Raw genomic sequence first — 26,822 nt, 5'->3', positions numbered from 1 at the left:
TGCTCGGTAATCCCCCAAAAAAATTAGCTAGAATCCGAGTTGGCCTGCGTCCGAGCCTAAATAGTCCATATAGGCTCGAATTATCTACCTTACGGCTATCCTCTGCGTTTTTACTCGACTCGTTTGCATATTTTCGTCCTACCCTTCGGTGGGAGTATATTATTATGTTTAAATATATTACAAAAAGAAAATGGATATAAAATTGGTATTATTGTCTATGTATATAATTTGTAATTATAATATAACATCATATTATTGTACTATAAGAATCAGTTTTTTGCCTCCCGTCATAGTGTGCAAAAGCCATATAAAAGAAAAACATAAAAAATATTTAACGCTATGGAATGTAACTTTAATTAGATTGGAGAACATAATTGACCGACAAAGCGGACATTTGTAAGTGTTAAAATGGGAAAATGAGCAATGAATAAAATAAAAAAATCTGAATATAGTGAGGCCCTTATTGGATGGATAAGGGAATTAATCAAGGAAAGATATGAGTTTGAGAAAGTTGCATATCAAACATTTGAGACCTATCTGATATTCAATTTCTACTTCGTAACATTGGTGTTCAACCAGAATAAAATTTTACAAAAATACAAGGATGAAGATCGGGAGTATGCAATTGGTGAGGTTGAGCTAAAGCAATTCCGTCATCTGTATAATCTGGTTTGTCGAGAGGCATTAGGGAGAAAATATAATAAGGCTCCAAACTCAGAGAAGCCTCTGAGTATTGCATGCATTGATGCGAATGGGTCACGCTACTGGAGTGAAGTGGGAGACTTGAATAACATCCATATACATTCTGTTTGGCTTTTGAATTCTTCGATGAAGGAGTGTTTTGATAAAGTTATCAAGAACATCCTAGAGAAACCTAGTGGTGCAATTGACATTGAGAATGTGGATGTAAAGCGGTATACGAGCGATATAGATAAAGTGATATCATATACAATGAAATTTGATGCTTTCACCAGAGATGGTGATGATCTAGGGGTAACATTCCATATACTACCAGAAGCTTACTGATGGACGAAAAGTATATACCTACTCGGGTGCGATTATCACCTTCCTGCCAAAGCGAGGACGGCTTGCTCTCATTGGTCACCGGATGAATGGACAACTGGGAAATGTGCACGTCGAGAGATAAGCTGCCCATCACGGCTATCTGAAGGTTTTGATTACGTATTTTTCCCCGATCTCATAGCTTACGAGTTGACCATTTTCGCACGAATAATTCGAATCGGAATCCGCCGCACCAAATCCAACACCAACTTGGTCAGGTTCCTCAAAGCTGATGTACCACTGTTTGGTATCTTCTTTCCGTAATTTCTTGAGAATGTACGTGAAGCATCTGGAGTCTGCGTCGTTCAATCCTCGTTGAAGATAGACTTCGGTTTTCCGATCCAGCTTATTTAAACGCATTTTTTCCGCGTAAGCTGGGGATAGATGACCGACGAATAGCGCCATCAAGCACACTGTGGGAACCAAGGGAATTCTCATCTGTTCGCGCCTCCGTCAACATGACCACTCGATGTCAGTGTGCATTTCAACTCATGAGGAATGCACGCGATTCTAGGCGTTGAACAAACCAGTTCACGACCGCCCAAAGAACAAGTGATGCATCCGTCATCTATCGCAGTGCACGTCTTGTTCTCGCTCAAGATTTGGTCGGCTGCCTCCGCCAAACTGGACCTCTCCGATTCAACCGGAACGGGTTTCTCTGCTGCACCCAAGAGAAGTACCAGCATGGAAAGCCCCAAACCATTCCAGATTCTTGTTTTCAGGATGTTTGAAGACAGTTCACGGTTGGTTGTGACGGAGTTTAGCACTCCTAACTCCTATATCAGGACGACAGCTTTGTAGGATCGACGTTAACGTGAATCACCGGAGCAACGACGTTGTGATTGGAAACATTCGCTGACGCACGCGCTAACCCGTTCAGTAAATTAGTTTGACGGACCATTGAGCCTAGCATGAAAAGGTCGATCAGTTGGCCAATTCCCAGCAAACCGAGAGTGCAAAGCCAAAGCAAGCCTGTCCACGGTCTACCCAGGTAGAAGCGGTGAAGTCCGCATAGCCCAACGAAGCCGCAACACCACAACAAGAATGCTGTCACTCCTGATTTCACTATCATTCCCTTTCTCGAGACAAATCGGTTTTCTCCTCAAAAAATATGAAGGGAAACCTCCTGAAACTCATACCAATGGATAAGTTTTTGGAAATTATTATATAATTAGACTGGTTTCAACTGAATTATAATACCTCTGGATATTCTTTTGCGCGGTTTCTTGTCTCATCAGATATGAATGACGAGTACCCGCTCCACGACAACAACCGCGCGAAGCTTTGGCGAACGCCTCAAAACTGCGAGAAAATATTTCGGATTAACGCAGGACGAATTGGCGTTGAAGTCCGGATTATCAACAATCACGCTCAGTAAATTGGAGTCTGGAGTAAACAAGCCGTCTTATGACGCAGTCCTTTCACTCTGTAACTCGTTGGAAATTGAACCAAATTATTTCTTCGGTTGGTCGGATGAAATGTCTGAGCATACCAAATCGGAGCGTCGTCTGAAGCTTCGGAGCCTTATCCTTCATGCTGAAAAGCTGGACGATGCGTGGATAGACGAATTAATTTCACTTTCAACACTCGCATCATCCCGCCAGTGATCGGCTAATTCTACGTTCTAAGGGACGACGATTTAGTGTAAACATTCTAATTTAATTAGCCCATACATCGAAATGCCCATCTTGCCCGGCGCCACCATAACCTGCACGTCGACAGGCACAGCCTCTATGCCCTGAAAAGCAACTGTTCCAACCCGCGCGACCATGTGCCCCCGCTCGCCACGCACCACTCTTAAGTGAGTAAATACTCAAATACAACTTGAAGAGTTAAGCACGGACGAGCGGCAAACACAAGAACGTTAAGGGAACAAATTAACGCTTGGCTTCGACTGCGTCCCAGAACAGGGCTGCGATGTTGGTTCCGTCGAAACGCTGGATTTCGCGGATGCCAGTCGGCGAGGTGACGTTGATTTCGGTCATGTAGTCGCCAATCACATCGATGCCGACCAGAATGAAGCCACGTTCTTTCAGCGATGGGCCAATGCGCTCGCAAATTTCGCGTTCACGCGGCGTGAGCTTGCTCTGTTCGGCGCGGCCACCGACATGCATGTTGGAACGGGCATCGGTTTCCGAAGGCACGCGGTTGATTGCGCCGACAGGTTCGCCATCGATCAGGATGATGCGCTTGTCACCGGCGCGCACATCCTTCAGATAGCGCTGCGCGATGAAAGGCTCCTTGAAGAGCTGACCGAACATTTCCAGAAGCGAGGTCAGGTTGCGATCGCCATCGGCCAGATGGAACACGCCCGCGCCGCCATTGCCGTAAAGCGGCTTCAAGATGATGTCGCCGAACTCGCGACGGAAATCCATGACTTCCTGAGGGTCCTTGGTGATCAGCGTTTCCGGCATCAGGTCAGGAAACTCTGTCACGAAGATTTTTTCGGGACTGTTGCGCACCCATGCCGGATCGTTGACCACGAGTGTTTTCGGGTGAATCCGCTCCAGCAGATGGGTCGTGGTAATGTAGTTCATGTCGAATGGCGGGTCCTGACGCAGCAGAACCACATCCATTTCCGACAGATCGCGGCGGATCGGCTCACCCAGCGTATAGTGATCGCCCTTGATATCGCGCACTTCCATCTTTTCCAAACGGGCAGAAACCACGCCGTCGCGCATTGAAAGCCGGTCCGGCGTATAATGGTAAAGCTCATGACCGCGCTTTTGCGCCTCGAGCGAGAGGGCGAATGTGGTATCGCCCGCGATATTCACCGTGCTGATATGGTCCATCTGGACCGCGACTTTGAGAGCCATGATTTCCTCGCGATTCGAAGTTGCGGGAAATCTAAAACGGAATGATCAGGCAATATAGTCCTTTCTCTCAATCCGGCCCGGACATAGGTTGTGCTTTCTCGGTGCGTGAAGTTGAACTGGATCGGCTTCCATCCATTGTCTATGCTGGACGCAATCGCCGCGGCCGTTTCGGGAGGAAAAGGTGACCGTCGTTAACACTACCCTGTTTGCCGACCAAGTAGCAGAACTGGGCGAAGGCCCCGGCTACGATCCGCTGAGCGGAAATGTCTGGTGGTTCGACATTCTCGGCCAGAAACTGATAGAGAAGAACTGGGACAGCGGCGAAACACATGTCCATGCGCTCGGCATGAAAGCGAGCGCGCTGGCCGTGATCGACCGCGACCGGCAGTTGATCGTCAGCGAACACGGGCTATTCATTCGTGAGCGCGCCAACGGGCGGCTGACCCTCCATCATCCGCTTGAAGCGGACAATGAAATCACCCGCTCCAACGACGCGCGGGTGCATCCGTCAGGGTCGTTCTGGATCGGCACGATGGGCAAAAAAGCCGAACCCGATGCCGGTTCCATCTGGTGGTATCGGGAAGGGCAGGTGAAAAAGCTGTTCTCCGGCATCACGATCACCAATTCGATCTGCTTTTCTCCCGACGGAAAGATAGCCTACTTCGCCGATACGGATCGCAACATCATCTGGCGGGTCGATACGGATCCTGAAACCGGCTTGCCGATATCCGACAAAAGTGTCTTCCACCACCGAACCGAAGAGGGCGGTGTCGATGGCTCGGTCGTTGATGCCGAAGGCACGCTGTGGAATGCCTGCTGGGGCGGCAATTCGCTCAATGCCTATTCACCGCAAGGCCGTCTCATCCGCTCCGTTCCGTTGCCTGTGCGCCAGCCATCATGCCCGGCTTTCGTCGGACCGGATGCAACGGCGATGATCGTGACAAGCGCCCATGAAGGACTGGACGAAGAGGCTCGCCGGTCCGATCGCCACGCGGGAAAGGTCCTGCTGCTTGATCTCACAGTTGCCGGACGACACGATCCGCCGGTCCGGCTATAGAAACAAGAGGGCCCGCACGGGCCCTTTTGATTAAATACCTTCCACGATGAGTATCTCGCCGTCGGCGACCTCCTGCCGGATCGCCTTGGCGGCTTGATATTCGGGAGAATTGTAGCAATCGAGCGCATGCTGCATGGTCTCGAATTCGATGATGACATTGCGGGCGCGGCCCGGCCCTTCAACGGCTTCAGCCTTGCCGCCGCGTGCGATGAAATTTGCGCCATAACGCTCAAAGGCCGGTTTTGCCGTCGAAACATAGTCCTTGTATCGCTCGGGGTCACGGACGTCCACGCGGGCAATCCAATAGGCTTTCGTCATGCTTTCCTCCTCGAAAATTATTTACGCAACCGAGCGCATTTCTTCCAGAATGGCAAGGGCTGCCGCTCTGCGATCGATCGCACCGACGATCGGTCGTGCAACGACAAGATGGCTGGCTCCGGCCTTCAAGGCATCCGCAGGGGTCATGACCCGCTTCTGGTCACCCTTTGCTGAACCGGAGGGACGAATACCCGGCGTGACGATGGCCATGTCCGGACCAATGGCCTGACGAATGGCCGCAGCCTCCACGGCAGAAGCGACAATGCCCCCCATGCCAGCCTCCCGCGCCTGACGCGCGCGCTTCAGGACCAGCGTTTCCGCGTTGTCGGAATAACCGGCTTCCCGCAGATCGGCATCGTCCATCGAGGTCAGCACCGTCACGCCGAGCAGGCAAATATCTGATCCCTTGGCGGCTTCGACCGCAGCGCGCATAGCTTTTGGATAGGCATGCAGCGTGAGCATCGAAACGCCCATCTTCGCGACATTCTCCACGCCCTTGGCGATGGTGTTGTCGATATCGAGCAGCTTCATGTCGAGGAAGACTTTCTTCTTCGCCGCAATCAGGCTCTTCGCAAAATCGAGGCCGCCCGCAAAAACCAGCTGATAGCCGATCTTGTAGAAGGAGACCGCATCACCGAGTTCCTCTACGGCTTTTTCCGCTTCGGCGATAGTTGGCACGTCGAGGCCCACGATCAGCTGATCGCGCAATTCTGTCGTCGTCATGAAATTCTCCGCTGTGAATTTATCTTGAGCGGGATCCATTTCACGTTGAACATCATCCCGCCCAAGCATTTTGCTTGAGCATGATCTTTTCCGAAAACGGTGCCCACTTTTCGGGATCATGCTCTAATCGCACAACAAGGCGCGGTACGAAAGATACCGCGCCCTGAAATATGCAGATTGAACGGGAGAATCAGCCGACCCGGCTGATCACGCTCTGGCAGACGGCAGTGAGCATCTTGGCGCTGCGCTCGTCCTTGAGCGTGCCGTCCTCGTTGAATGCCACCGAGGCGCGACCGACCGAGCATTGTTCGGTCACGACCTGCGTTCCAACCGCCATCAACACCGCGCGCAGATGATAAAGTCCGCGCATACCGGCGAATATGCCGTCCGACGTCGAGCACAGACCCACCGTGAGCCCGCTATAGGGGCGAAGCGGCTGGTCGCCGTCCCTGGAAATGCGGCTGATCCAATCGAGCGTGTTCTTCAGCAGCGGCGGGATTGAGGCATTATATTCCGGCGAGCAGATCAGAAGCGCGTCGTGTTCGGCAAACAGCCGACCGAGCTTCATGGCGTTTTCTGGAACGCCATGCTCCTTTTCCAGATTCTGGTCCATCAAGGGCAGCGGATAATCGGCAAGCGTGATACGCGTGACCTCAGCGCCTTGCGTCCGCAATTCCTTTTCGGCGGCATCCGCCATATGGCCGGAAAAAGCGCCGATGCGAACCGAGCCCGCGAAGACGAGAATACGTGCAGTCATGAAAAGCCTCGTGCGAAATTAGACCAATGGGCTGCGATAAACCCAGAGCTGTGCCGGTGGCACATTCCGCACCACGAAATCATAGTGCTGGACGACATAGTTGCCGCGACCGGCTGGAACCGGCGGCAGGGGACCATAGGTGATCTGCATCAGGGGCCGGCCCCGTGGAATGCGCGAAAGCAGACTTTCCACCAGCTGGACGCGCCGGTCCACTGGGAAATTCAGCATCGGCACGGCAGAAATGATGCAGTCGAACTTCTGGTCCTTCTTCTCACCCAGCGCGGCGTCGAGATCGAATGCATCGCCCTGAATGATGTTGACCTCTGGAAAAGTCGTATTCAGGTGGTCCACAAAATCCTGCGAATATTCGATGGAATAAAGGTCGGCAGGTTTCACGCCCTGTTTCAGGATCGCCTTGGTGATGACGCCCGTACCCGGTCCGAGCTCCAGAACCGGAAGCCCGGAACCGATGTCGATGACGCTAGCCATGCGGCGCGCTGTAATGGAGCTCGTGGGCAAAATGGCCCCAACGGCTTTCGGCCCGTCAATCCATCCCTTGAAAAAACGGATCTCCTCATCGAACTTAGCGGCCAGTTTCCTGCCGAGCTGTCCTGCCATTCTTGCTGCTCCCATTGTCGTTATTGGACAAGTTTATGCCGCTTTAAATTCCTTAAGCAAGGCGGGAATAAGGAAAAGAACAAAAAAGGGAGCCGAAAGGCTCCCTTTATTACTCTCCGATACCTTCGAAGAATTCCTTCATTCTTGAGAAGAACCCCGCTGATTTCGGGCTGTTCTCCTGCGAGGAAAGTTTTTCGAACTCTTCAAGCAGTTCTCGCTGACGTTTGGACAGGTTCTGCGGCGTCTCGATATCGATTTGTATATATAGATCGCCGACAGCTGCCTGACGCAGTACGGGCATACCCTTGCCCTTGAGGCGGAACTGCTTGCCGTTTTGCGTGCCTTCCGGGACCTTGACCCGCGTCTGCGTGCCATCGAGCGTCGATACTTCGAACTGCCCGCCAAGTGCTGCCGTCGTCATCGAGATCGGCACCTTGCAATAGAGGTCCGAGCCGTCGCGCTGGAAAAATTCATGCGGCTTGACGGAAAGGAAAATGTAGAGATCGCCCGACGGGCCACCGCGCATACCGGCTTCGCCTTCACCGGCAAGACGGATACGGGTGCCGTCTTCGATGCCTGCCGGAATATTGACCGACAGTGAACGTTCCTGCGTGACGCGACCCTGACCATGGCACTTGCCGCAAGGGTCCTTGATGATCTGCCCGCGGCCATTACAGGTCGGACAGGTGCGCTCCACCGAGAAAAAGCCTTGGGCAGCGCGGACACGGCCCGAACCCGAACACATGGTACAGGTGGTGGGCTGCGAACCGGCCTTCGCGCCGGAACCGGAGCACTCGTCGCAGGTAATGGAGGTCGGAACGCGTATCTGTGCGGTCTTGCCCGCATAGGCCTCTTCGAGCGACACCTCCATGTTGTAGCGAAGATCGGCGCCGCGTTCGCGTCCGCCACTGGAGCGACGGCGACCGCCGCCCATCATCTCGCCAAAAATGTCTTCGAAGATATCGGCAAAACCGCCGCCACCGGCAAAACCATTGCCGAAACCGCCACCCATGCCGCCATTTTCAAAGGCTGCGTGGCCAAACCGGTCGTAGGCGGCCCGCTTCTGCGGGTCCTTCAGCGTTTCGTAAGCCTCGCCGATTTCCTTGAACTTGCGTTCAGCCTCCGGATTATCCGGATTGCGATCCGGATGATATTCCATGGCGAGTTTGCGAAAGGCCGTCTTCAGGGTCTTGTCGTCGGCTGTTCTTTCAACACCCAGAGCTTCGTAGTAGTCGATCTTCATCAGTTCGTTATCCCGGCGACAGGAACGCGCCTTTTGTTTTCACGGACATCGTATCCCGAAACCGGTCCCCACATTCGTGCGATACGCCCCGAAGCATTCAACACTCGTCAGGGGCCAGCGTTTCCAATTGTTCATCGATCGAAGTGCGTTCCGACCCATATGTCGGAGGAGCACTCCGGGTTTCAGTATCAGCACCCACTTTGCCCGAAACCGCCTCGTGCTTTTCAAGATGTATGCAGGCCAGAGCTATTTTTCAAATGGAGGCTTTGCCCGATGCTTCCATCGGAATTCCACCGACACCGGCCTCTATGCAGGCTTATACAAAACCTGCGAATATGAACATCTCGAAAATTGGCAAAAGCCCGGGGCAAACCCCGGGCTTGAGCGTATTGAGCCTGAAATTACGACTTCTTCTTGTCGTCGTCGATTTCTTCATAATCGGCGTCGACAACATCGTCGTTCGAAGCCTTTTCTTCGCTACCGCCGGCAGCGCCGGTTTCAGCAGCCTGAGCGGCTTCGTACATGGCCTGACCGAGCTTCATGGAAGCTTCGGCGAGCGTCTGCGTCTTGGCCTTGATGTCATCGGCATCATCGCCCTCGAGCGCGGTCTTGAGGCCTGCGAGAGCATCCTCAATGGCCTTCTTGTCCTCAGCTGAAACCTTGTCACCATATTCGCTCAGCGACTTTTCGGTCGAGTGAACGAGGCTTTCACCCTGGTTCTTGGCTTCAACAGCCTCGCGGCGCTTCTTGTCGGCTTCGGCATTCGCCTCGGCGTCCTTGACCATCTTTTCGATGTCGGCATCGCTCAGACCACCGGATGCCTGAATGCGGATCTGGTGTTCCTTGCCGGTGCCCTTGTCCTTGGCCGTGACGTTGACGATGCCGTTGGCGTCGATGTCGAAAGTCACTTCGATCTGCGGCACGCCACGCGGTGCGGGCGGAATGCCGACGAGGTCGAACTGGCCGAGCATCTTGTTGTCGGCAGCCATTTCACGCTCGCCCTGGAAGACGCGGATCGTCACGGCCGACTGGTTGTCCTCGGCGGTGGAGAAGGTCTGCGACTTCTTGGTCGGGATCGTGGTGTTGCGGTCGATCAGACGGGTGAACACGCCGCCCAGCGTTTCGATGCCGAGCGAAAGCGGGGTCACGTCGAGCAGCAGAACGTCCTTCACGTCGCCCTGCAGAACGCCTGCCTGAATTGCCGCGCCCATGGCGACCACTTCGTCAGGGTTGACGCCCTTGTGCGGCTCCTTGCCGAAGAAGGCTTTCACGACTTCCTGAATCTTCGGCATGCGGGTCATGCCGCCGACCAGAATAACTTCGTCGATTTCGCCAGCCTTGAGGCCAGCGTCCTTCAGTGCAGCCTTGCAAGGCTCGATGGTGCGCTGGACGAGATCATCGACCAGGCTTTCGAACTTGGCGCGCGACAGCTTGATGGCAAGGTGCTTCGGACCGGTGGCGTCCGCCGTGATGAACGGCAGGTTAACCTCGGTCTGCTGCGAGGACGACAGTTCGATCTTGGCCTTTTCGGCAGCTTCCTTGAGGCGCTGCAGAGCGAGCTTGTCGTTCTTGAGGTCGATGCCGCTTTCCTTCTTGAACTCGGAAACGAGGTATTCGACCAGACGCATGTCAAAGTCTTCACCGCCGAGGAAGGTGTCGCCGTTGGTCGACTTCACTTCAAAGACGCCATCGCCAATTTCAAGAACCGACACGTCGAAGGTGCCGCCGCCAAGGTCGTAGACGGCGATGGTCTTGCCATCGTTCTTGTCCAGACCGTAAGCGAGCGCAGCCGCAGTCGGCTCATTGATGATGCGCAGCACTTCGAGACCAGCGATCTTGCCGGCATCCTTGGTTGCCTGGCGCTGAGCGTCGTTGAAGTAGGCCGGAACGGTGATGACAGCCTGCGTGACGGTTTCGCCGAGATAGGACTCAGCGGTTTCCTTCATCTTCTGAAGGATCATCGCAGAGACCTGCGACGGGGAATATTTCTTGCCGTGGACTTCAACCCAGGCGTCGCCATTATCGCCCTTGACGATCTGGTATGGAACCAGGCCCTTGTCCTTGGTAACCATCGGGTCGTCAAAACGGCGGCCGATCAGGCGCTTGACCGCAAAAATGGTACCTTCCGGATTGGTGACGGCCTGACGCTTTGCAGGCTGACCAATGAGACGTTCGTCACTGTCGCTGAATGCAACGATCGAAGGGGTTGTACGCGCACCTTCGGCATTTTCGATGACCTTCGCGCTTTTGCCGTCCATGACGGATACGCAGGAGTTGGTCGTTCCCAGATCGATACCAATAACTTTAGCCATATTTCTCTCCATTCAGCAAACCGCCAAGACCTCTACCGAGCGTTCCATGGGCGGTTCCTATCGGTTTCACAATGCTCTTTTCACGATGCGCATCCGGATACCGCTCCCGGTTTCCAGACGCACATCAATGCCCTGTGCGAGGCGTATATAAGAAACGCGGTTTTTCACTGCAAGTCACAAGAGCCGGACAAAGACAGATTCCTTGCCCGATATTCCTTACAGGATCAACGGACTGTCTCGCTCACGCCGGTTTTGCCCGCACGATAGACCGCGTCGATGAACTGCTGGTTCGCCTTCGAGTTCTCAAGCGAGAACAGCCGCGCATCCCTGTCGCCCTGCGCGGCCCGCACAAAGCTTTCAGCCTGCAGTTGATAATGATTGGCATCACCGAACGACCATTCGCTTGCCGTGGTATGACCCGCATCGAAAAGCGCAATGCCGCCATGACCGTATTTGCCGGTATTGAAAGGCGCGTAGACTTCGATGAAGCCCTTGTCGCCATGGAAAACCATTGTCTGGCGTCCTGCAAGCTGCGTGGCGACGTAGAAGGTCAGATCAAAGCCGTCGAAACGGGCCGAAACATTGGCGTAGCGGTCTGTACCGAAGGCGGGATCATACTCCACCGACGCCTGGACCGATAGCGGCTCCTGACCCGTGACCATGCGGGTGACCACAGTCGGATAGACGCCGATATCCGGCAGAGCACCGCCGCCCAGTTCCGGCTGGTTGCGCATATTACCCGGATCGACATTGAAATAGGAAAAGACACCCTGCACATGGCGAAGCCTGCCGATGGCGCCTTCGGCCAGAAGTTCCTGCAGCTTGATCCACTGGGGATGGTAATAGACCATGAAGGCTTCAGCTATCGTGACCTTATGCTCGTCCCTGGCCGCGATGAGCTGGTCTATATCATCGGCCTTGAGCGCGATCGGCTTTTCGCACAGGACATGCTTGCCCGCTTCCGCCGCCTTGCGGCTCCATTCGATATGCTGCGAAGTCGGCAGCGGAATATAGACGCCATCGACAGCGTCGCTTGCGAGAAGCTCTTCATAGGAACCAAATGCCAGCGGCGCACCGAAACGGTCGGCGACAGCACGCGCACGCGACTGATCACGGCTTGCGACGGCATGAACGACGCCATTCTCGGAAGCGCAAAGTGCTGGAATCACCTGCGTGACACCAATCTTGGCGGTTGAAAGAATACCCCAACGAAACATGCAATTCCCTCATTCTTATGAACTCAATCCGGCACGTCCCAGCCCTGAACGATCAGTTCCGGCCAGAATTGCAGCGCACGGGCAGCCTTGATTTCATGCGTTTCGCGGTTATCGATGGCACGATTGGGCCGAATGCGAAATGAAAAAATATCGTCGAGGCCGAAAGGAGCGTGGATGAGCAGCCCGCCCTCGGCCGTCTCGCCGTCCTTTGCCAGCCGCACGCCCACACAATGGGCAATCGTCGAATAGCGTTCTATCGATTCGGTCGCGGAAAGAAGCGGCGGATAAGGCTTTCCGAATCGTTTTTCGAACCACAGATGCACCCGTGCCTGATTGCGTATCTCGACTGGAAGCGGAAAATCGCGAAAGATTTCAGCGCCGCGCGCGATAACCGCATCCTCCGCCTCCCAGGAAAGATCGCTGCCGTCGAAATAGATGATGTCGAGATCCTTGATTCCATGCAGGTTCGGTCGCCCGGTCAGCCGGTTCCAGATGGTGTTGTAAAGCGCGCCCGAAACGAGCCAGAACTCGGACGCCTTTCCGCCCAGCTCTTGCAGCCGATGCAGCGCATCCGTCAGCATCGGGCTTTCCAGCACCATCTGCGAAAAGATATTCCGCTGCTGTGAGGGCGAGAGACCAGCATGGCGCAAATGGTTCGACAGTACTTTCATTGACTGCTTCCATGACGATAAAAATTGATGAAAGCGCGCAACGCCGGGCGCATCTGGCGGCGGCTTGGATAATAGAGATAAAGCCCAGCGAAAGGCTGACACCAGTCTTTCAGAACCCGGACAAGACGTCCTTCCGCTAAAGCGTCGTGCACATAGGCCTCGAACAGATAGGCAAGCCCGGTACCGTTCAAAGCTGCTTCGAGAATAACCCTGTCGTCATTGACGATCAAAGGTCCTTCTATGGCGATTTCCTGCGCTTCGCCCGCCTTTTCAAATTCCCAGCGATAGGTTCGCCCACTCGGAAACCGATGGCGGATGCAGGCATGATGCAGAAGATCGCGCGGTTCGACAGGAGCCGGACGGTTCGCAAAATAAGCCGGGGCTGCGACGATTGCCGCACGCACATTGCCGGTCAACCGCGTTGCAATCATATCCGCTTCGAGACTTTCGCCAAGGCGCACGCCTGCATCGAAGCCCGCCGCTACGATATCGGTGAAGCCATTTTCCACCCGCAGGTCGAGCGTGATATCGGGATAGGCTCTGGCGAATTCGCCCAGACGCGGCGCAATGACAAGCTGCGCCGCCACATAGGGCGCAGTGATGCGCAGCACCCCTGACGGGCGATCCCGCGAATCGACCGCCGCACCCAAAGCCGCATTGATCTCCTCAAGCGCCGGCGCCAGTCTCTCCAGCAATTGCCGCCCGGCTTCCGTCGGCGCGACGCTGCGCGTTGTGCGGGCCAGAAGGCGCACGCCCAGACTGTCCTCCAGCGCGGCCACCGCATGGCTGACGGCTGAGGGGGCAATCGCCAATTCCCGCGCCGCGCCGCGAAAACTTCCATGCGCGGCAACAGCGGCAAGAACGGCAAGCTGTGACAGTTGACTTCGATTCATTGTTATAAATTACAGAACAAGCCGTGAAAATAAATCGGTATTATCGAACTGATCGCCCCGTTTTATGGTTCGCAGCATGATGTTCGGGCGGATTGCAGTCGCTGCGAAGGCCCGCCCAGCCCCGTTCACCTTCCGATTTCCCGCACAATTTTCAGTACTTTCAATCAATCATTCAAAAGGGACTACAATGCAACAGCGCAAACTCGGCCAGCAATTGAGTGTTTCCGCCCTTGGTTTCGGCTGCATGGGAATGACCCATGCCTATGGCGGACAGGACGAGCAGGACGCCATCCGCACCCTGCACCGCGCCGTCGATCTCGGCGTGACATTTTTCGATACGGCAGAGGTCTATGGTCCGTTCGAGAACGAGAAACTCGTCGGCAAGGCGCTCAAACCGTTCCGTGACAAGGTGACGATTGCAACGAAGTTCGGCTTCAAGATCGAAGACGGCCAGATGAAGGGCGTCGATAGCCGTCCCGAACATATTCGCGACGTAGCCGAAGCTTCCCTGAAGCGGCTCGGCATCGATGTGATCGACCTGTTCTACCAGCACCGCGTCGACCCGTCCGTGCCGATCGAAGATGTGGTCGGCACCTTGAAGGACCTCATCTATGAGGGAAAAATTCGCACCATCGGTCTTTCCGAAGCGGGAGCCTCCACCCTGCGCCGTGCGCATGCGGTCCACCCCATCGCCGCGCTGCAAAGCGAATATTCGCTATGGGCACGCGATCCGGAAGAGAGTGTGCTGCTCGTCTGCCGTGAACTCGGTATTGGTTTCGTACCTTATAGTCCGCTCGGGCGCGGCATGTTGACTGGCACATTGCGCTCGCAGTCGGACCTTGCCGAAGACGATTTCCGCAAGACCCTGCCGCGTTTTCAGCCGGGCAATCTGGAAGCCAACAACCGGCAGGTGGATCGCATCGTCGAGATTGCGCAGGAAAAGCAGGTCACGCCTGCGCAACTGGCGCTGGCGTGGGTGTTGAGCCGAGGCGATTTCATCGTGCCGATCCCCGGCGTGCGAAAAATCCGCCATCTGGAAGACAATGTGAAAGCTGTCGAAGTTGTGCTGACACCGGAGGACCTGCAACGCCTGGACGAAGTGTCCACGCCGAACCTGATTGCAGGCAAGCGTTACAACGAACAGCAACTTGCGCTGACCGGTCTCTGATCAAAATATTCCAAAAAAAAGGGAGCCTCTCGGGCTCCCTTTTTTTACATCCTGCGCAAAGCTGGCGGTGCGAGTGTCAGAAGCCCGGCCAATGTCATCGCAAAGCCGACCCAGAGCGGCGCATGAAGGCTATACCCGGCCTCCATTGCCTGTCCGCCAACCCACGGCCCCAGCCCGAGGCCGATATTGATGACCGAAGCGTGCATCGCGTTTACCAGCGCGCCCGGATGTGCGATCCGCATCACCCGCGCGATGAAGGCCGGATTGAGCGCAATCCCCGTCAGGCCGATCATCACGATGGCGAGGATTGCAGCGGGCTTCAACTCTGCGAAAAGCGCGAAGATCAGCATGGCCGACAGCATGAACAGGATACCGATAGCGATAGTCGGGATCGTATGGCGATCGGCGAACCGCCCGGTAACATAATTTCCGATGATATTGGCGCCGCCATAGACTGCCAGCAGCAATGGCACCTGCATCGCCGAAAAGCCGGCAAGCTGCGTCGTGATCGGCGACAGATAGCTGTAGACGGCGAAGGAGGAGCCGATGACGAGCGCGCTTGTGGCGTAGGCAGCCCAGAGTTTCGGCTTGCGCATTTCGTTCAGTTCGGAACGCAGATCGGCCTGCGGCGCATCGGGCGACGACTCAATCTTGATTGCAATGACGAGCGCACAGACGAGGATCAGAACAACAATGGCCCAGAAGCTCGCCCGCCAGCCGAACGCATTGGTGATTGCGGTTGCTATGGGCACACCGAAGACGGTGCAAAGCATGAGGCCCGCAAAAACGAGCGACGAGGCGCGCCCGCGCAGTTCCGGCCCGACGAGCTGCGCCGTGATGGCCAGCATCAACCCGAAGCTTGTCGCCGCCGCCATGCCGGTCAGGACGCGGGCAACGAGCAAGACCTGAAAACTGCTGGTGGACGCCGCAACGCTTTGCGCGGCCGCATAGAAGACCAGCAGAAGCAGGAGTCCCCGCTTGTTCTCAATCTTCAGCGCCAGAAACAGTATCGTTACCAACGGCCCGCCTACCATCATGCCAAGCGCATAGAGCGATATCAGATTGCCGATATCGGCAATGGAGCGGCCGAACGCCTGCTGAAGCGAAGGCAACATGCCGGAAATCATCAATTCCGAAGTTGTGAGCGCAAAAACACCGAGACTGAGGCAATAGACAACCAGCGGGATTGCGCGCGCCTTTTTTGCAGGCACAGCCACCCCTTCCGCCGCAAGGGCAGATTCGCACGTATCGTTCATGGGACGAATCCTATTTATGTAGTGTAGATTACATAATCTATTATCACCTTGCCCCCAACGGTCAAGAGAATTATATAGAGAAGACTATAGAAAGGGAGAAAAATGGTTCCACGCGGACGCCCGCGCAGCTTCGACCGAGATGCCGCGCTGGAAAAGGTGATGAAGGTTTTCTGGGCCAAGGGCTATGAATGCGCCCAGATCAACGATTTCACGACCGCCATCGGCATCACCCCGCCAAGCTTCTATGCCGCCTTTGGCAACAAGGAGCAGGCGTTTCGTGAGGCTGTCGATTATTATCGCCGCACAATCGGTGCAGCCCCTTTCGACGCGCTTGAAAATGCGCCAACCATTCATGACGGCTTGCGCCAATGGCTGGAACTGAGTGCAGACAGCGCATTCGCCTGCCCGGCGGGCGGCTGCATGATCAGCGTCAGCTCGATCCAATGCAAACCTGAAAATGTGCCTGTGAAGGAATTTCTCCAGGCTATCCGTCACGCCAATCATGAGCGGCTTTTCAAGCGTTTGGAACGGGCTATCGATGCCGGTGACTTACCTGCGCATGCCGATATTGCGCAGATGACCGAATTCTACCACATGATCCAGCAGAGCATCTCTTTTGAAGCCCGCGACGGCAATTCACGCGCCGCGGTGCAAAAGATCATCGATATGGCGATGCTTGCCATGCCTGTCCGTGCAACCGGCCAGCCTGATCTCGTCAATTGATCCACTCGTCACGGATTGCATCGAAACTGCCGTCCTGTTTCGACAGGTCGATCCACTGATCGACGAAAGCAGCCCAGTAGGGATCACGCTGAATCCAGTAGGCTTTTTCGATATGATTGAAGGGTTTAGCGACATCAACAGCGCACAGGATGCCGGGGCGCAGCTTCTGCTGATAGTGCGTTTCCGCGCCGTCGGTAATCATCACGTCGCCTTCCCCGGCTGCGAGCGCGTCAAAGATGCTTTTATTGTCCTTCCATGCGATGATTTGCGCCTGTCTGATATTGTCGCGCACGAATACAGAATTCGTGCCGCCCGGATTGGCGATAACCTTCACACCGGGCTTATCTATCTCGGCTATTGTCCTGTATTTGTCCTTGTCTGCACAGCGTGCAATCGGAGCCTTCCCATCCTCCAGATAGGAATGGGAAAACAATCCGATCTTTTGCCGTTCCAGCGTGATCGAAACACCGCCCATCGCGATGTCGAACCTGTCGTCGCGAAAATCCTGCGTGAGCGTCGGCCACGATGTTTCGACGATTTCCAGATGGACACCCAGGGACTTTGCCAGACTGTGTGCCTGATCGATATCAAGCCCGGTAAATTCTCCGGTTTTCGGATCTTTGAAGCTGAACGGGCTGTAATCGCCCGGCGTGCCGACTTTCAGAACTCCGCGGGCAATGATTTGATCCAGCCTTGATTGCGGCTCTGCCGCGCTGGAGCATAATCCCGAGAGAGAAAATAAAAACAAAATCAAAACAACATGAAAATAGCGCATATCTATCCTATTGCAGTATTGTTAAATTCAGAAATATATTGAACAATTCTATTATTATATTTGTAAATACAAAAAACGCCAGCCTGAATTCATCAGACTGGCGTTTTCATCTTCATCACGTTTCCGATCTTTACCCGCGAAGGACGCCGCCGGTCTGCTTGGCGACGCTTGCCACGACCTGCTTCGACAATGCTTCCAGATCGTCATCGGTCAATGTGCGGTCCTGCGGCTGCAACAGCACTTCAACCGCAATCGACTTCTTGCCTTCGCCAAGCGTGCTGCCTGTGAAGATGTCGAACACCTGCACGCCGACGATCAGCTTCTTGTCGGCAGAGGAAACCGCTTTCACGACATTTCCGGCTTCGACATCTGCATCCACCACGAACGCATAGTCACGTTTCAGGCTCTGGAACTGTGAGAGGTTCAAAGCAGGCTTGGTGCGGGTCGCTTTTGCCTTCGGCTCAGGGATCGCATCGATATAGATTTCGAAGCCGCAGAGATTGCCCGCCACGTCGAGCGCTTCCAGCGTGTCCGGATGGAACTCGCCGAAGTGGCCAAGCACCACCTTGGGGCCGAGCTTCAGCGTGCCGGAACGGCCCGGGTGGAACCATTCCGGTCCACCGGCTTCTATCTGGATGCGATCTACCGGCGCACCGGCGGCCTCCAGTGCTGCGAGCGCGTCGGCCTTGGCATCGAACACACCGACCGGGGCCGCATTGCCGGCCCAGAAACGGCCCGAGCCGTCAACCTTGGCCGTGCCGCGGCGCACGCCGCCCGCAACGCGACGCTGCTTATCGGGCGTATCGCCTTCGTAGATGCCAGAGACCTCGAACAGTGCCGTATCGCCAAAGCCGCGATCCGCATTGCGCTGTGCTGCAGCCAAGAGGCCCGGCAGAAGCGAAGGGCGCATGTCCGACATGTCCGATGCAATCGGGTTGGCAAGTTTCAGCTCCGGCTTGCCGCCACCGAAGATTTTTGCCTGTGCTTCAGAAATGAAGGAATAGGTCACCGCCTCCATCATGCCACGCGATGCCAGCATACGCCGCGCATGACGCGTGCGGATCTGCAGCGTCGTCAGGATACGGCCATTGACCGCGCCGTGGCTTGGCAGCGGCTGCGGATCAATCCGGTTGATGCCGTGAATGCGCATGACTTCTTCAACGAGGTCGGCCTTGCCTTCCACATCGCCGCGCCATGACGGAATGATTGCCTTGATGACCTTGCCGTCACCTTCCACGCCGAAACCCAGACGCTTCAGAATATCGAGCGACGTTTCGTAAGGAACGTCGATACCCGTCAGGCGCTTGACTTCCGATACCGGGAAATCGATCACGCGCGGCTCTGGCTTGCTGTAGCCAACCACGTCGAGAACTGTCGGCTCGCCGCCACAGAGTTCCAGCACCAGCTTGGTCGCGATTTCTGCACCCGGAACCATCATTTCCGGATCGACGCCACGCTCGAAGCGATAGCGCGCATCGGTGACGATACCGAGTTCGCGACCCGTGCGTGCAATCATGCGCGGGTCCCACAGAGCAGACTCGATCAGCACATCCACCGTATTTTCATCACAGCCGGAATGTTCACCGCCCATGATGCCGGCAATCGATTCGGGGCCGTTTTCGTCGGCGATCACATACATGCCCGGCTTGAATTTATATTCACGCTGATCAAGGCCGAGAATGGTTTCGCCATCCTTTGCCGCACGCACCGTCAGATTGCCGTTGACCTTGGCCGCGTCGAAGACGTGCAGCGGACGGCCCTGATCGAAGGTCACGTAATTGGTGATGTCCACCAGCGCGTTGATCGGGCGCAGGCCGATGGCCTTCAAACGTTGCTGCATCCATTTGGGGCTCGGGCCGTTCTTGACGCCCTTGACCATGCGCAGCGCAAAGCCGGTGCAGAACGGATTTTCCGCGTCCTGATCGAGAACGACCTTGACCGGCGTTTCGCCTTCGCCCGTGATGGCTTCCGGCAGAGTGTTCTTGAGTGTGCCGAGACCGGCTGCGGCAAGATCGCGTGCAATGCCATGAATGCCCGTGCAGTCGGCCCGGTTCGGGGTCAGACCGATTTCGATCACCGCGTCATCCAAACCCGCATAGGTCGCGAAGCTGGTGCCGACCGGAGCATCTTCCGGCAAGTCGATAATGCCATTGTGCTCGTCGGAAAGTTCAAGCTCGCGCTCCGAGCACATCATGCCAAAACTTTCGACACCGCGAATTTTGCCGACGGAAAGCGTGACATCAAGACCCGGAACATAGTCGCCCGGACGGCCCAGAACACCCACCAGACCGGCGCGGGCATTCGGCGCGCCGCAGACGACCTGAACCGGCTTGCCGTCGCCCGCGTCGACGGAAAGCACACGTAGCTTGTCGGCGTCCGGATGCTGAACTGCTGTCAGGACCCTGGCGATCTTGAACGCCTTGAAAGCTGCACGGTCATCGACCGATTCCACTTCAAGACCGATATCGGTCAGCTTCTCGACGATCTGTTCCAGCGTCGCATCGGTTTCAAGGTGATCCTTGAGCCAGGAAAGTGTGAATTTCATTTGTTTTGTCCCTTCCTGTCCTTACGCGCTCAATCCGCCGAAAAGCGTCGGAATGTCGAGCGGACGGAAACCGTAATGTTCGATCCAGCGCACATCTGCGTCGAAGAAGGCGCGCAGATCGGGCATGCCGTATTTCAGCATGGCGATGCGGTCGATACCCATGCCCCAGGCAAAGCCCTGATAGACATCCGGATCGTAGCCGGAAGCGCGCAGCACGTTGGGATGCACCATGCCGCAGCCCAGAATTTCGAGCCAGTCATTGCCTTCGCCGAACTTCACATGCGGGCCGGAACGGTCGCACTGGATGTCAACTTCAACCGATGGCTCGGTGAACGGGAAAAAGCTCGGACGCATGCGCATCTTGACCGAAGGCACTTCAAAGAAGGCCTTGCAGAATTCTTCCAGGACCCACTTCATGTTGGCGACATTGGCCGACTTGTCGACCACCAGACCCTCGACCTGATGGAACATCGGCGAATGGGTGGCATCGGAATCCATGCGATAGGTTTTTCCGGGGATGACGATGCGGATCGGCTCGTCGCGACCTTCCTCGTCGCGGATGGCGGCGAACTTCTCCATCGTGTGCACCTGCACCGGCGAGGTATGCGTGCGCAGAAGCTTGCGCTCACCCTTCTCGTCCGGATTGAAGAAAAAGGTGTCGTGCATCTCGCGTGCCGGATGCCCTTCCGGGAAATTCAGCGCAGTGAAATTGTAATAGTCGGTTTCGATATCCGGACCTTCGGCAATCGAGAACCCCATATCGGCGAAGATTGCCGTGATCTCGTCGATCACCTGCGAAATCGGATGGATGCGGCCGCGCGATGCAGCACTTTCGCGAACGGGAAGCGTCACATCGACCTTTTCGCGCTCAAGACGCACTGCAATCGCCTGTCTGCGCAGTTCGGTCTTGCGCTCGGTCAGCGCTTCGGTAACCCGGTTCTTCAAGCCGTTGATGGCCGGTCCCTGCGCCTGGCGCTCTTCGGGCGTCATGCTGCCCAGCGTTTTCAGCTTTTCCGAAACCGAACCCTTCTTGCCAAGGGCTGCGACACGCACAGCTTCAATCGCCGGCTCGTCAGACGCCGCCGCGATATCTTCAAGAATTTGCCGTTCGAGTTGTTCTAGATCACTCATTGTTTAAATCCCTGTCGCGCCTGCGGCGCTCCACGCCTCTTGGTTCACATCCCTGGCGTGCCTGCGGCACGCCACGCCTCTTGTTTCGAGTTCCCTGTTTGCGCCTGCAGCGCTCCACATATTTCGCTTGGCAGCCAAAGAAGCGTTGTCGTCACTCTCTTTGACCTGATTGGTGAGACGCATCAAGATTGGCGTCAAAAAATTCCATCGCCTGCAAAAGCCGTCTTCCGTCGCCACCGAGAAAAATGCGGCGGAACAGCCTCAAAGGCGCGATGGTAAATCGGAAAAATCCGACGATTTTCTTCAGTTCGGGAATCACTGCCGCCGGCGCAACCGTCCGATAGGCCGCGAATGCCCGTTTCGGCGTTTCTGCAAGGCGCGCCTGCGCGGTGATCTGGAAAAACAGGAGCCAGACATCGCGCGCCTGCGCGGCCGCAAGTGGCATGACGGTTTCCGGTTCCTCCTCGAAATCGAGAAAACCGGCAACGCCGTTCTTCTCGAAGAAATCACGCGGATGCGGACGCCCGTGGCAAAGCCCGGCCGCATGCGCCTCGCCCAGAGCACGCGCACAATGGACGAGAAGCGCGTCATGTCCCTGCTGATCGTCGCGGCGCAAGCGGTCAAGCCGATCCTGAATGATCGGTGCAACATCGCTCAGAACCATCACCGCTCCCTGATGGTAGACGATCCGGGGCACTTGAAAGCCTGCCTGAAGGAAAGCGGCCATCTTGCGCTCTTCGCGGTCGGCCATGCGCGCCTCACCTTCATCCTTCGGGCTACGCAGGAACGGGTAGGGAAGCAGAGGCGAAATCAGGCTGTGCAGGCGCTTCGGGAGCGGGCGTCTTTCGGCATCATAGCGTTTGATCCAGACACGATGACCGCCAATGACAGCGCTGGAAATGCGCTTGCCCTGGCTCTGGGCGAGCAGCACCAGCAGGCTGCGGAGATCATCCGCATCCAGATCCAGTCTCAGCTTGCCCGGTTCATCCTTCATGCCCGGTTTGAACTCCCGAAAAGCGAAAACCCGCGCCAGCCGAGCCAGCGCGGGTCCCCAAAATTATCAATACTGCTTGGGAAAGGCGGCTGGCTTAGCGGACAGCGCCTTCAAAAGCGTTCGGCGTCTCGGTGTTCTTGAGGTACTCGAGAGCCTTCTTTGCCGATGCAACCAGCGCACCGAACGCATCCGGTTCGTGGATTGCGATGTCGGACAGAACCTTGCGGTCGATTTCGATGCCAGCCTTGGCAAGACCGTCGATGAAACGGCCATAGGTCAGGCCCTGCTCGCGGACAGCAGCGTTGATGCGCTGGATCCAGAGAGCGCGGAACGAGCGCTTGCGGTTCTTGCGGTCGCGGTAAGCATACTGCTTCGAACGGTCAACTGCAGCCTTGGCGGTGCGGATGGTGTTCTTGCGACGGCCACGGAAACCAGCAGCCTGATCCAGAACCTTCTTGTGCTTTGCGTGGGCGGTAACGCCGCGTTTTACGCGTGCCATGTTATGATCTCCTTCTCAGACTCTTAGAGGCCGTTCGGCAGGAACTGCTTCACGATCTTTGCATCGGCATCGGCGAGAACCATGGTGCCGCGTGCATCGCGAATGAACTTGTTCGAACGCTTGATCATGCCATGACGCTTACCAGCAGCTGCGGCCTTGACTTTGCCGGTGCCGGTGATCTTGAACCGCTTCTTGGCGGCCGATTTGGTCTTCATCTTGGGCATTTTGCTACTCCTTTGTTTAGTCCCCGTCGTGCCTGCGGCACTCCACGCCTCTTGTTTGAGCGGCGTCGGTGCTCACCACCGACCGGAACCCTGTTTTCACTTCCAGACTGACCAAGCCTGAAAAGCATACGAAACCGCCACGGCATGCCCTGCCGGGCGGTTCGAACGCGGCCTTATAGGCTCAAAGACCGCAAAAGGCAATGCCCGAATTGGGCTGAATCGCCATCTAGACGTCAATAAAGGTGCAGGAGCACCGGCAGAACATTGGTATCCTGCAAATATTCCACGAACTCGAAAAACGGATAGGCGACGAAAAACACCAGACCATCCGTGAAGGTGCGGTAAAGCCGGTCGGGACGGACGATCAGCTCCTTGTCGTCATGAAACAGCGAAAGCTTCGGGAAAAAGCGCGGGACACTGGCGCAATAGGCTTCATACGGCTTGCCGAAATTCTGCCGGAGGAACTTCTCTTCCGTCCGGATGACAACGGAAAAAGCGAGATAGCAAAGCACGCCGAAAGTCATCGCAATGATGAGACTGCCGGTCTGCGCGCCGATACCCATCGCACCTATGCTGCTGAAGACATAAAGCGGATTGCGCGTGACCGAATAGGGCCCGCTCTGCACGATTTCCGCACTCTTGCGCCCGCCGATATAGAGTGTGCACCACATGCGGCCGATAATGGCCGCAACGATCAGGCTGAGACCGAAAGCCTCAATATATTCGTGAAAATGCCCGGTCGACCGCGAGCCTACGAAAAGCAGCGCCACAACCAGAAGCACCACTACGACGCCGATTGCGAGGCGCCGCCGCTGCTGATACTTCCCCAGTTCGCCCAAAGTCTTCATGGTATTTCCGTTATCTCATATTTGTCCGGGCAAATGAAAAGCCGCCCGAAGGCGGCTTTTCCAAGGCATTTCGAAATGTTCAGCGCGGAGCGAGAACCATCATCATCTGACGGCCTTCAAGCTTCGGCTCGGACTCGACCTTGGCGATTTCGACAGTGTCTTCCTTGACGCGCTGCAAAAGCTTCATGCCAAGTTCCTGGTGCGCCATTTCGCGTCCGCGGAAACGCAAGGTAACCTTGACCTTGTCGCCTTCCTCAAAGAAACGCTGAGCAGCCTTCATCTTCACCTCATAATCATGGGTGTCGATGTTCGGTCGCATCTTGATTTCCTTGATTTCAACCGTTTTCTGCTTCTTGCGCGCTTCGGCGGCCTTTTTCTGATTCTGATACTTCAGCTTGCCGAGGTCGACGATCTTACAAACCGGAGGCTCCGCGTTCGGCACGATCTCGACGAGATCGAGTCCTGCTTCTTCAGCCATGGCGATAGCTTCCTGAATGGAAACATCACCGTGGTTCTGGCCTTCGGCATCGATAAGCTGAACCCGGGGAACCCGGATATCACGGTTGGAGCGCGGTCCGTCTTTCTGAACCGGCGTCGCTCTGAAGGGTCGGCGAATGGTCGTTATCTCCTAATTGTTACGTCTCATGCGGTCGGATGCTTGCTGCCAGACGGCATGGCCCCGATCAAACCACAGTTGATCGCGGAAATGTCGTCAAGCACGCGGCGAAGTCAATAGCATCTTTGACAGGAAAAATCACCCCCGCGTGATAAACGTGCTTTTTATCATCATTTCGCGGCGGACAAGCGGCATATCGGTCACATTTCCCGTCATTTCAAGGGCATCGCCCCACATGGCGGGTTTTCTCTCTTTTGGGAACATGCCAAAACAGCCCGGTAAATTAAGGAGATCTGACATGGACGTTGCGGGGCCGGAATTCATCGACGTGGACGGAGCGAAAATCGCCCTGCGTCACAGAGCCGGAAGCAAGTCTCCGGGCGTCGTCTGGCTCGGGGGCTATCGTTCGGACATGCTGGGCACCAAAGCCGCGGTTCTCGATGACTGGGCCGGGCAGACCGGCCACAGCGCGCTCAGGCACGACTATTCCGGCCACGGCGAATCGGGCGGCGATTTCAATCAGGGCACCATCTCGCGCTGGCTCGCCGAAAGTCTTGCCGTTTACCGGCAGTTTGCCAAAGGCCCGCAGATTCTCGTCGGCTCCTCCATGGGCGGATGGATCGCGCTGCGCATGGCGCAGGAACTCAAGAAGGAAGGCAACCCGCCTGCCGGTATCGTGCTGATTGCGCCGGCGCCGGATTTTACGGCTGTGCTCGTCGAACCCACGCTTTCCGACGCACAGAAGACCGACCTGCAGGAGAAAGGCTATTTCGAAGAGCCCTCCGAATATTCGCCCAATCCTTATATCTATACCCGGGCGCTGATCGAGGATGGCCGGAAGAATCTGGTTCTCAGAGGCATCATCGAGACTGGCTGTCCCGTGCATATCCTTCAAGGGATGCAGGATCCGGACGTTCCCTACAGGCACGCGCTGACGCTGGTGGAACACCTGCCCGTCGATGACGTGACCCTGACGCTGGTGCGCGACGGCGACCATCGCCTTTCGCGACCGCAGGACCTCGAACTTCTGATCCGCACCGTATCCGGTCTGGCGGAACGCATCGGCGAAAAATCATAGCGGGGCACGATCATGCGTTTTTCGGTTTTTTCTTCCTCTGCGGTTGCGGCCATTGTCGGCTTCGGCGGCACGCTGGCACTCATCATTGCCGCAGCGCAGGTTTTGGGCGCCACACAGGCCGAAACCGCAAGCTGGGTCACGGCTATCTGCCTTGCAATTGCCGCCTCATCCGCCTGGCTCAGCACCCGCTACAAGATGCCCATCATCGCAGCCTGGTCCACACCCGGGCTGGCGCTGATCGGCGCGAGTGCCGGTTTCACCATGCCGGAAGCGGTCGGCGCTTTCATCGTGACCGCACTGGCACTGGTTGCCACCGGGCTTATCCGCCAATTGTCGGTGCTCGTTTCACGCATCCCGGCTTCCGTTGCATCGGGCATGCTAGCAGGTGTGCTGCTCAGTTTCGTCATTGCCGCCGCCAAGACCGTGCCCGGCGATCCAGTTTTCGTTTTGCCGCTGGTGGCGCTGTTCTTCGTCATTCGCCTGTTCAATCCTTCGCTCGCCGTCATTGCGGTTCTGGTCATCGGCATGGTCTTTGCTCTGGTCACGGGGCGCTCGCCCGCGCTGCCCGCGCCCGAGATTTCCACGCTTACGCTTATCTGGCCGGAGTTCCACATGGGCGCGATGATCGGCATTGCGATCCCGCTCTATCTGGTGACCATGGCGTCGCAAAACCTGCCGGGCTTCGCCGTATTGCGGGCATCAGGCTATAAGCCGCCGACCAGCGCCTGCCTGCGCGTAACCGGGTTGTTTTCCCTGCTGACGGCACCTTTCGGCGCTTCGACCACCAATCTTGCCGCGATTTCGGCGGCGCTTTGCACCAACCCCGACGCGCATCCCGATGCCACCAAGCGCTGGCTCACCGGGCCAGTCTATGCGGCGATCTATGTGGTGTTTGCCCTGTTCGGGGCATCACTGGTCGCGATCTTTGCCGTATTGCCGGTAACCCTCATCGCCCTTGTTGCCGGTCTGGCGCTGACAGGCCCGTTCATCAACGCGATGTCATTGGCGCTGAAGGATGAACAGGAACGTCTTGCGGCCACCGTAACTTTCGCAGTGACGGCCTCCGGCATGGCCTTTTTCGGCATCGGCTCCGCCTTCTGGGCACTGATCGCCGGGCTTTGCGTGACTTTTCTCGAACATCTTCGCAAAAAAATCTCGAAATAATTACATTGGTTAGGTGAAGAGGGTTGCGAATCCTCCGGTTGCATTCTTGAAAAGCCGCAATCTTTTCACCACGTCGAAGTCAAGCCGCCAGAAGAGAATGCCCGCATGGAGCGG

27 protein-coding genes and 1 pseudogene are annotated in these 26,822 nt (G+C 56.1%); 7 read left to right on the top strand and 21 right to left on the bottom strand.

All coding sequences use genetic code 11. The features are described 5' to 3' along the window. Positions 1–423 precede the first annotated feature (423 nt). The gene (locus J9800_RS19080) at positions 424–1,026 is read left to right on the top strand and encodes a hypothetical protein (RefSeq protein ID WP_112586923.1); all 603 of its coding nucleotides are present in this window, start codon (positions 424–426) and stop codon (positions 1,024–1,026) included. Between the two features lie 817 nt (positions 1,027–1,843). Here the strand turns inward: J9800_RS19080 and J9800_RS19075 are convergent. Further along, positions 1,844–2,134: a TM2 domain-containing protein gene (locus J9800_RS19075; RefSeq protein WP_286191814.1), complete on the bottom strand. Its 291-nt coding sequence runs from the start codon at positions 2,132–2,134 to the stop codon at positions 1,844–1,846. Between the two features lie 172 nt (positions 2,135–2,306). Between J9800_RS19075 and J9800_RS19070 the strand changes: the two genes are divergently transcribed. Beyond that, complete coding sequence (locus tag J9800_RS19070) at positions 2,307–2,669, top strand: helix-turn-helix domain-containing protein (protein ID WP_112586919.1); 363 nt, start codon at positions 2,307–2,309, stop codon at positions 2,667–2,669. A gap of 56 nt (positions 2,670–2,725) precedes the next feature. On the opposite strand, the pseudogene J9800_RS22250 reads toward J9800_RS19070, so the two are convergent. Both J9800_RS22250 and gshB read right to left on the bottom strand, forming a co-directional pair. Further along, positions 2,726–2,833: pseudogene (locus J9800_RS22250) on the bottom strand (ATP-binding protein); the annotation flags it as partial. A gap of 106 nt (positions 2,834–2,939) precedes the next feature. Further along, the gene (gene gshB, locus J9800_RS19065; protein WP_063619846.1) at positions 2,940–3,878 is read right to left on the bottom strand and encodes a glutathione synthase; all 939 of its coding nucleotides are present in this window, start codon (positions 3,876–3,878) and stop codon (positions 2,940–2,942) included. Positions 3,879–4,059: 181 nt separating this feature from the next. Here gshB and J9800_RS19060 point away from each other — a divergent pair, with 181 nt between their 5' ends. Next, a complete protein-coding gene (locus J9800_RS19060; protein ID WP_114214445.1) occupies positions 4,060–4,935 on the top strand; it encodes an SMP-30/gluconolactonase/LRE family protein in 876 nt (291 codons plus the stop codon). 30 nt (positions 4,936–4,965) lie between these two features. On the opposite strand, the gene J9800_RS19055 is transcribed toward J9800_RS19060, so the two are convergent. The 9 genes from J9800_RS19055 to J9800_RS19015 all read right to left on the bottom strand — a co-directional run bounded on the left by J9800_RS19055 (position 4,966) and on the right by J9800_RS19015 (position 13,687). Beyond that, positions 4,966–5,253: a DUF1330 domain-containing protein gene (locus J9800_RS19055; protein ID WP_114214446.1), complete on the bottom strand. Its 288-nt coding sequence runs from the start codon at positions 5,251–5,253 to the stop codon at positions 4,966–4,968. Between the two features lie 21 nt (positions 5,254–5,274). Next, complete coding sequence (pyrF, locus tag J9800_RS19050; RefSeq protein ID WP_114214650.1) at positions 5,275–5,976, bottom strand: orotidine-5'-phosphate decarboxylase; 702 nt, start codon at positions 5,974–5,976, stop codon at positions 5,275–5,277. Between the two features lie 190 nt (positions 5,977–6,166). Next, positions 6,167–6,733, bottom strand: coding sequence for an NADPH-dependent FMN reductase (locus tag J9800_RS19045; RefSeq protein WP_112586911.1), 567 nt, complete (start codon positions 6,731–6,733; stop codon positions 6,167–6,169). Positions 6,734–6,751: 18 nt separating this feature from the next. Further along, entirely contained in the window at positions 6,752–7,351 is a 600-nt protein-coding gene (gene pmtA, locus J9800_RS19040; RefSeq protein WP_112586909.1) for a phospholipid N-methyltransferase PmtA, read from the bottom strand. Between the two features lie 109 nt (positions 7,352–7,460). Continuing rightward, the gene (dnaJ, locus tag J9800_RS19035) at positions 7,461–8,594 is read right to left on the bottom strand and encodes a molecular chaperone DnaJ (protein WP_162707435.1); all 1,134 of its coding nucleotides are present in this window, start codon (positions 8,592–8,594) and stop codon (positions 7,461–7,463) included. A gap of 401 nt (positions 8,595–8,995) precedes the next feature. Beyond that, a complete protein-coding gene (dnaK, locus tag J9800_RS19030; protein ID WP_112586905.1) occupies positions 8,996–10,906 on the bottom strand; it encodes a molecular chaperone DnaK in 1,911 nt (636 codons plus the stop codon). Positions 10,907–11,130: 224 nt separating this feature from the next. Beyond that, positions 11,131–12,123, bottom strand: a complete 993-nt coding sequence (locus J9800_RS19025) for a Gfo/Idh/MocA family protein (RefSeq protein WP_114214447.1) — start codon at positions 12,121–12,123, stop codon at positions 11,131–11,133. A gap of 23 nt (positions 12,124–12,146) precedes the next feature. Beyond that, positions 12,147–12,794, bottom strand: a complete 648-nt coding sequence (locus J9800_RS19020) for a nucleotidyltransferase family protein (protein WP_114214448.1) — start codon at positions 12,792–12,794, stop codon at positions 12,147–12,149. Next, positions 12,791–13,687 (bottom strand): LysR family transcriptional regulator, encoded by an 897-nt coding sequence (locus J9800_RS19015; protein WP_112586899.1) that lies wholly within the window; start codon positions 13,685–13,687, stop codon positions 12,791–12,793. Before J9800_RS19015 ends, J9800_RS19020 begins: the two co-directional genes overlap by 4 nt. Before the next feature lie 187 nt (positions 13,688–13,874). Between J9800_RS19015 and J9800_RS19010 the strand changes: the two genes are divergently transcribed. Continuing rightward, positions 13,875–14,855 (top strand): aldo/keto reductase, encoded by a 981-nt coding sequence (locus J9800_RS19010; RefSeq protein ID WP_114214651.1) that lies wholly within the window; start codon positions 13,875–13,877, stop codon positions 14,853–14,855. A gap of 44 nt (positions 14,856–14,899) precedes the next feature. Here J9800_RS19010 and J9800_RS19005 read toward each other — a convergent pair whose 3' ends face one another. After that, positions 14,900–16,111: an MFS transporter gene (locus J9800_RS19005; RefSeq protein WP_114214449.1), complete on the bottom strand. Its 1,212-nt coding sequence runs from the start codon at positions 16,109–16,111 to the stop codon at positions 14,900–14,902. Positions 16,112–16,213: 102 nt separating this feature from the next. Here J9800_RS19005 and J9800_RS19000 point away from each other — a divergent pair, with 102 nt between their 5' ends. After that, on the top strand, positions 16,214–16,834 hold the full coding sequence (locus J9800_RS19000; protein ID WP_114214450.1) for a TetR/AcrR family transcriptional regulator: 621 nt from the start codon (positions 16,214–16,216) through the stop codon (positions 16,832–16,834). Here the strand turns inward: J9800_RS19000 and J9800_RS18995 are convergent. The 8 genes from J9800_RS18995 to infC form a co-directional block, all read right to left on the bottom strand. Further along, the gene (locus J9800_RS18995) at positions 16,827–17,609 is read right to left on the bottom strand and encodes a transporter substrate-binding domain-containing protein (RefSeq protein ID WP_114214451.1); all 783 of its coding nucleotides are present in this window, start codon (positions 17,607–17,609) and stop codon (positions 16,827–16,829) included. The two genes, J9800_RS19000 and J9800_RS18995, sit on opposite strands and share 8 nt — an antisense overlap. Before the next feature lie 130 nt (positions 17,610–17,739). After that, positions 17,740–20,154 (bottom strand): phenylalanine--tRNA ligase subunit beta, encoded by a 2,415-nt coding sequence (gene pheT / locus J9800_RS18990; protein WP_114214452.1) that lies wholly within the window; start codon positions 20,152–20,154, stop codon positions 17,740–17,742. A 21-nt stretch (positions 20,155–20,175) separates the two neighbouring features. Beyond that, entirely contained in the window at positions 20,176–21,285 is a 1,110-nt protein-coding gene (gene pheS, locus J9800_RS18985) for a phenylalanine--tRNA ligase subunit alpha (RefSeq protein ID WP_114214453.1), read from the bottom strand. 151 nt (positions 21,286–21,436) lie between these two features. Continuing rightward, complete coding sequence (locus J9800_RS18980; RefSeq protein WP_114214454.1) at positions 21,437–22,279, bottom strand: BUD32 family EKC/KEOPS complex subunit; 843 nt, start codon at positions 22,277–22,279, stop codon at positions 21,437–21,439. A 94-nt stretch (positions 22,280–22,373) separates the two neighbouring features. Further along, positions 22,374–22,778 carry a 50S ribosomal protein L20 gene (rplT, locus tag J9800_RS18975; RefSeq protein WP_006468099.1) on the bottom strand — a complete coding sequence of 135 codons (405 nt, stop codon included), beginning with the start codon at positions 22,776–22,778 and terminating at the stop codon, positions 22,374–22,376. A gap of 23 nt (positions 22,779–22,801) precedes the next feature. Beyond that, on the bottom strand, positions 22,802–23,002 hold the full coding sequence (rpmI, locus tag J9800_RS18970) for a 50S ribosomal protein L35 (RefSeq protein WP_002965184.1): 201 nt from the start codon (positions 23,000–23,002) through the stop codon (positions 22,802–22,804). Between the two features lie 233 nt (positions 23,003–23,235). Further along, positions 23,236–23,850: a methyltransferase family protein gene (locus J9800_RS18965; protein ID WP_114214455.1), complete on the bottom strand. Its 615-nt coding sequence runs from the start codon at positions 23,848–23,850 to the stop codon at positions 23,236–23,238. A gap of 79 nt (positions 23,851–23,929) precedes the next feature. Further along, entirely contained in the window at positions 23,930–24,466 is a 537-nt protein-coding gene (gene infC / locus J9800_RS18960; protein WP_112586884.1) for a translation initiation factor IF-3, read from the bottom strand. Positions 24,467–24,764: 298 nt separating this feature from the next. On the opposite strand from infC, the gene J9800_RS18955 reads away from it, so the two are divergent. After that, positions 24,765–25,544 (top strand): alpha/beta hydrolase, encoded by a 780-nt coding sequence (locus J9800_RS18955; protein WP_114214456.1) that lies wholly within the window; start codon positions 24,765–24,767, stop codon positions 25,542–25,544. A 12-nt stretch (positions 25,545–25,556) separates the two neighbouring features. After that, complete coding sequence (locus tag J9800_RS18950) at positions 25,557–26,708, top strand: benzoate/H(+) symporter BenE family transporter (RefSeq protein ID WP_114214457.1); 1,152 nt, start codon at positions 25,557–25,559, stop codon at positions 26,706–26,708. The last annotated feature ends 114 nt before the right edge of the window (positions 26,709–26,822 follow it).

This window comes from Ochrobactrum sp. AP1BH01-1, from assembly GCF_018066705.1.
In the GTDB taxonomy this organism is placed as follows: domain Bacteria; phylum Pseudomonadota; class Alphaproteobacteria; order Rhizobiales; family Rhizobiaceae; genus Brucella.
The sequence above is the reverse complement of the archived record's forward strand: the minus strand, read 5'-3'. Positions and strand labels throughout refer to the sequence as shown.

Bases quoted from the DNA above. Each gene is read 5' to 3' on its own strand.
- J9800_RS19080 (WP_112586923.1), top strand. From the start codon at position 424: ATGAATAAAATAAAAAAATCTGAATATAGTGAGGCCCTTATTGGATGG.
- J9800_RS19075 (WP_286191814.1), bottom strand. From the start codon at position 2,134: ATGATAGTGAAATCAGGAGTGACAGCATTCTTGTTGTGGTGTTGCGGC.
- J9800_RS19070 (WP_112586919.1), top strand. From the start codon at position 2,307: ATGACGAGTACCCGCTCCACGACAACAACCGCGCGAAGCTTTGGCGAA.
- gshB (WP_063619846.1), bottom strand. From the start codon at position 3,878: ATGGCTCTCAAAGTCGCGGTCCAGATGGACCATATCAGCACGGTGAAT.
- J9800_RS19055 (WP_114214446.1), bottom strand. From the start codon at position 5,253: ATGACGAAAGCCTATTGGATTGCCCGCGTGGACGTCCGTGACCCCGAG.
- pyrF (WP_114214650.1), bottom strand. From the start codon at position 5,976: ATGACGACGACAGAATTGCGCGATCAGCTGATCGTGGGCCTCGACGTG.
- J9800_RS19045 (WP_112586911.1), bottom strand. From the start codon at position 6,733: ATGACTGCACGTATTCTCGTCTTCGCGGGCTCGGTTCGCATCGGCGCT.
- pmtA (WP_112586909.1), bottom strand. From the start codon at position 7,351: ATGGCAGGACAGCTCGGCAGGAAACTGGCCGCTAAGTTCGATGAGGAG.
- dnaJ (WP_162707435.1), bottom strand. From the start codon at position 8,594: ATGAAGATCGACTACTACGAAGCTCTGGGTGTTGAAAGAACAGCCGAC.
- dnaK (WP_112586905.1), bottom strand. From the start codon at position 10,906: ATGGCTAAAGTTATTGGTATCGATCTGGGAACGACCAACTCCTGCGTA.
- J9800_RS19025 (WP_114214447.1), bottom strand. From the start codon at position 12,123: ATGTTTCGTTGGGGTATTCTTTCAACCGCCAAGATTGGTGTCACGCAG.
- J9800_RS19020 (WP_114214448.1), bottom strand. From the start codon at position 12,794: ATGAAAGTACTGTCGAACCATTTGCGCCATGCTGGTCTCTCGCCCTCA.
- J9800_RS19015 (WP_112586899.1), bottom strand. From the start codon at position 13,687: ATGAATCGAAGTCAACTGTCACAGCTTGCCGTTCTTGCCGCTGTTGCC.
- J9800_RS19010 (WP_114214651.1), top strand. From the start codon at position 13,875: ATGCAACAGCGCAAACTCGGCCAGCAATTGAGTGTTTCCGCCCTTGGT.
- J9800_RS19005 (WP_114214449.1), bottom strand. From the start codon at position 16,111: ATGAACGATACGTGCGAATCTGCCCTTGCGGCGGAAGGGGTGGCTGTG.
- J9800_RS19000 (WP_114214450.1), top strand. From the start codon at position 16,214: ATGGTTCCACGCGGACGCCCGCGCAGCTTCGACCGAGATGCCGCGCTG.
- J9800_RS18995 (WP_114214451.1), bottom strand. From the start codon at position 17,609: ATGCGCTATTTTCATGTTGTTTTGATTTTGTTTTTATTTTCTCTCTCG.
- pheT (WP_114214452.1), bottom strand. From the start codon at position 20,154: ATGAAATTCACACTTTCCTGGCTCAAGGATCACCTTGAAACCGATGCG.
- pheS (WP_114214453.1), bottom strand. From the start codon at position 21,285: ATGAGTGATCTAGAACAACTCGAACGGCAAATTCTTGAAGATATCGCG.
- J9800_RS18980 (WP_114214454.1), bottom strand. From the start codon at position 22,279: ATGAAGGATGAACCGGGCAAGCTGAGACTGGATCTGGATGCGGATGAT.
- rplT (WP_006468099.1), bottom strand. From the start codon at position 22,778: ATGGCACGCGTAAAACGCGGCGTTACCGCCCACGCAAAGCACAAGAAG.
- rpmI (WP_002965184.1), bottom strand. From the start codon at position 23,002: ATGCCCAAGATGAAGACCAAATCGGCCGCCAAGAAGCGGTTCAAGATC.
- J9800_RS18965 (WP_114214455.1), bottom strand. From the start codon at position 23,850: ATGAAGACTTTGGGCGAACTGGGGAAGTATCAGCAGCGGCGGCGCCTC.
- J9800_RS18955 (WP_114214456.1), top strand. From the start codon at position 24,765: ATGGACGTTGCGGGGCCGGAATTCATCGACGTGGACGGAGCGAAAATC.
- J9800_RS18950 (WP_114214457.1), top strand. From the start codon at position 25,557: ATGCGTTTTTCGGTTTTTTCTTCCTCTGCGGTTGCGGCCATTGTCGGC.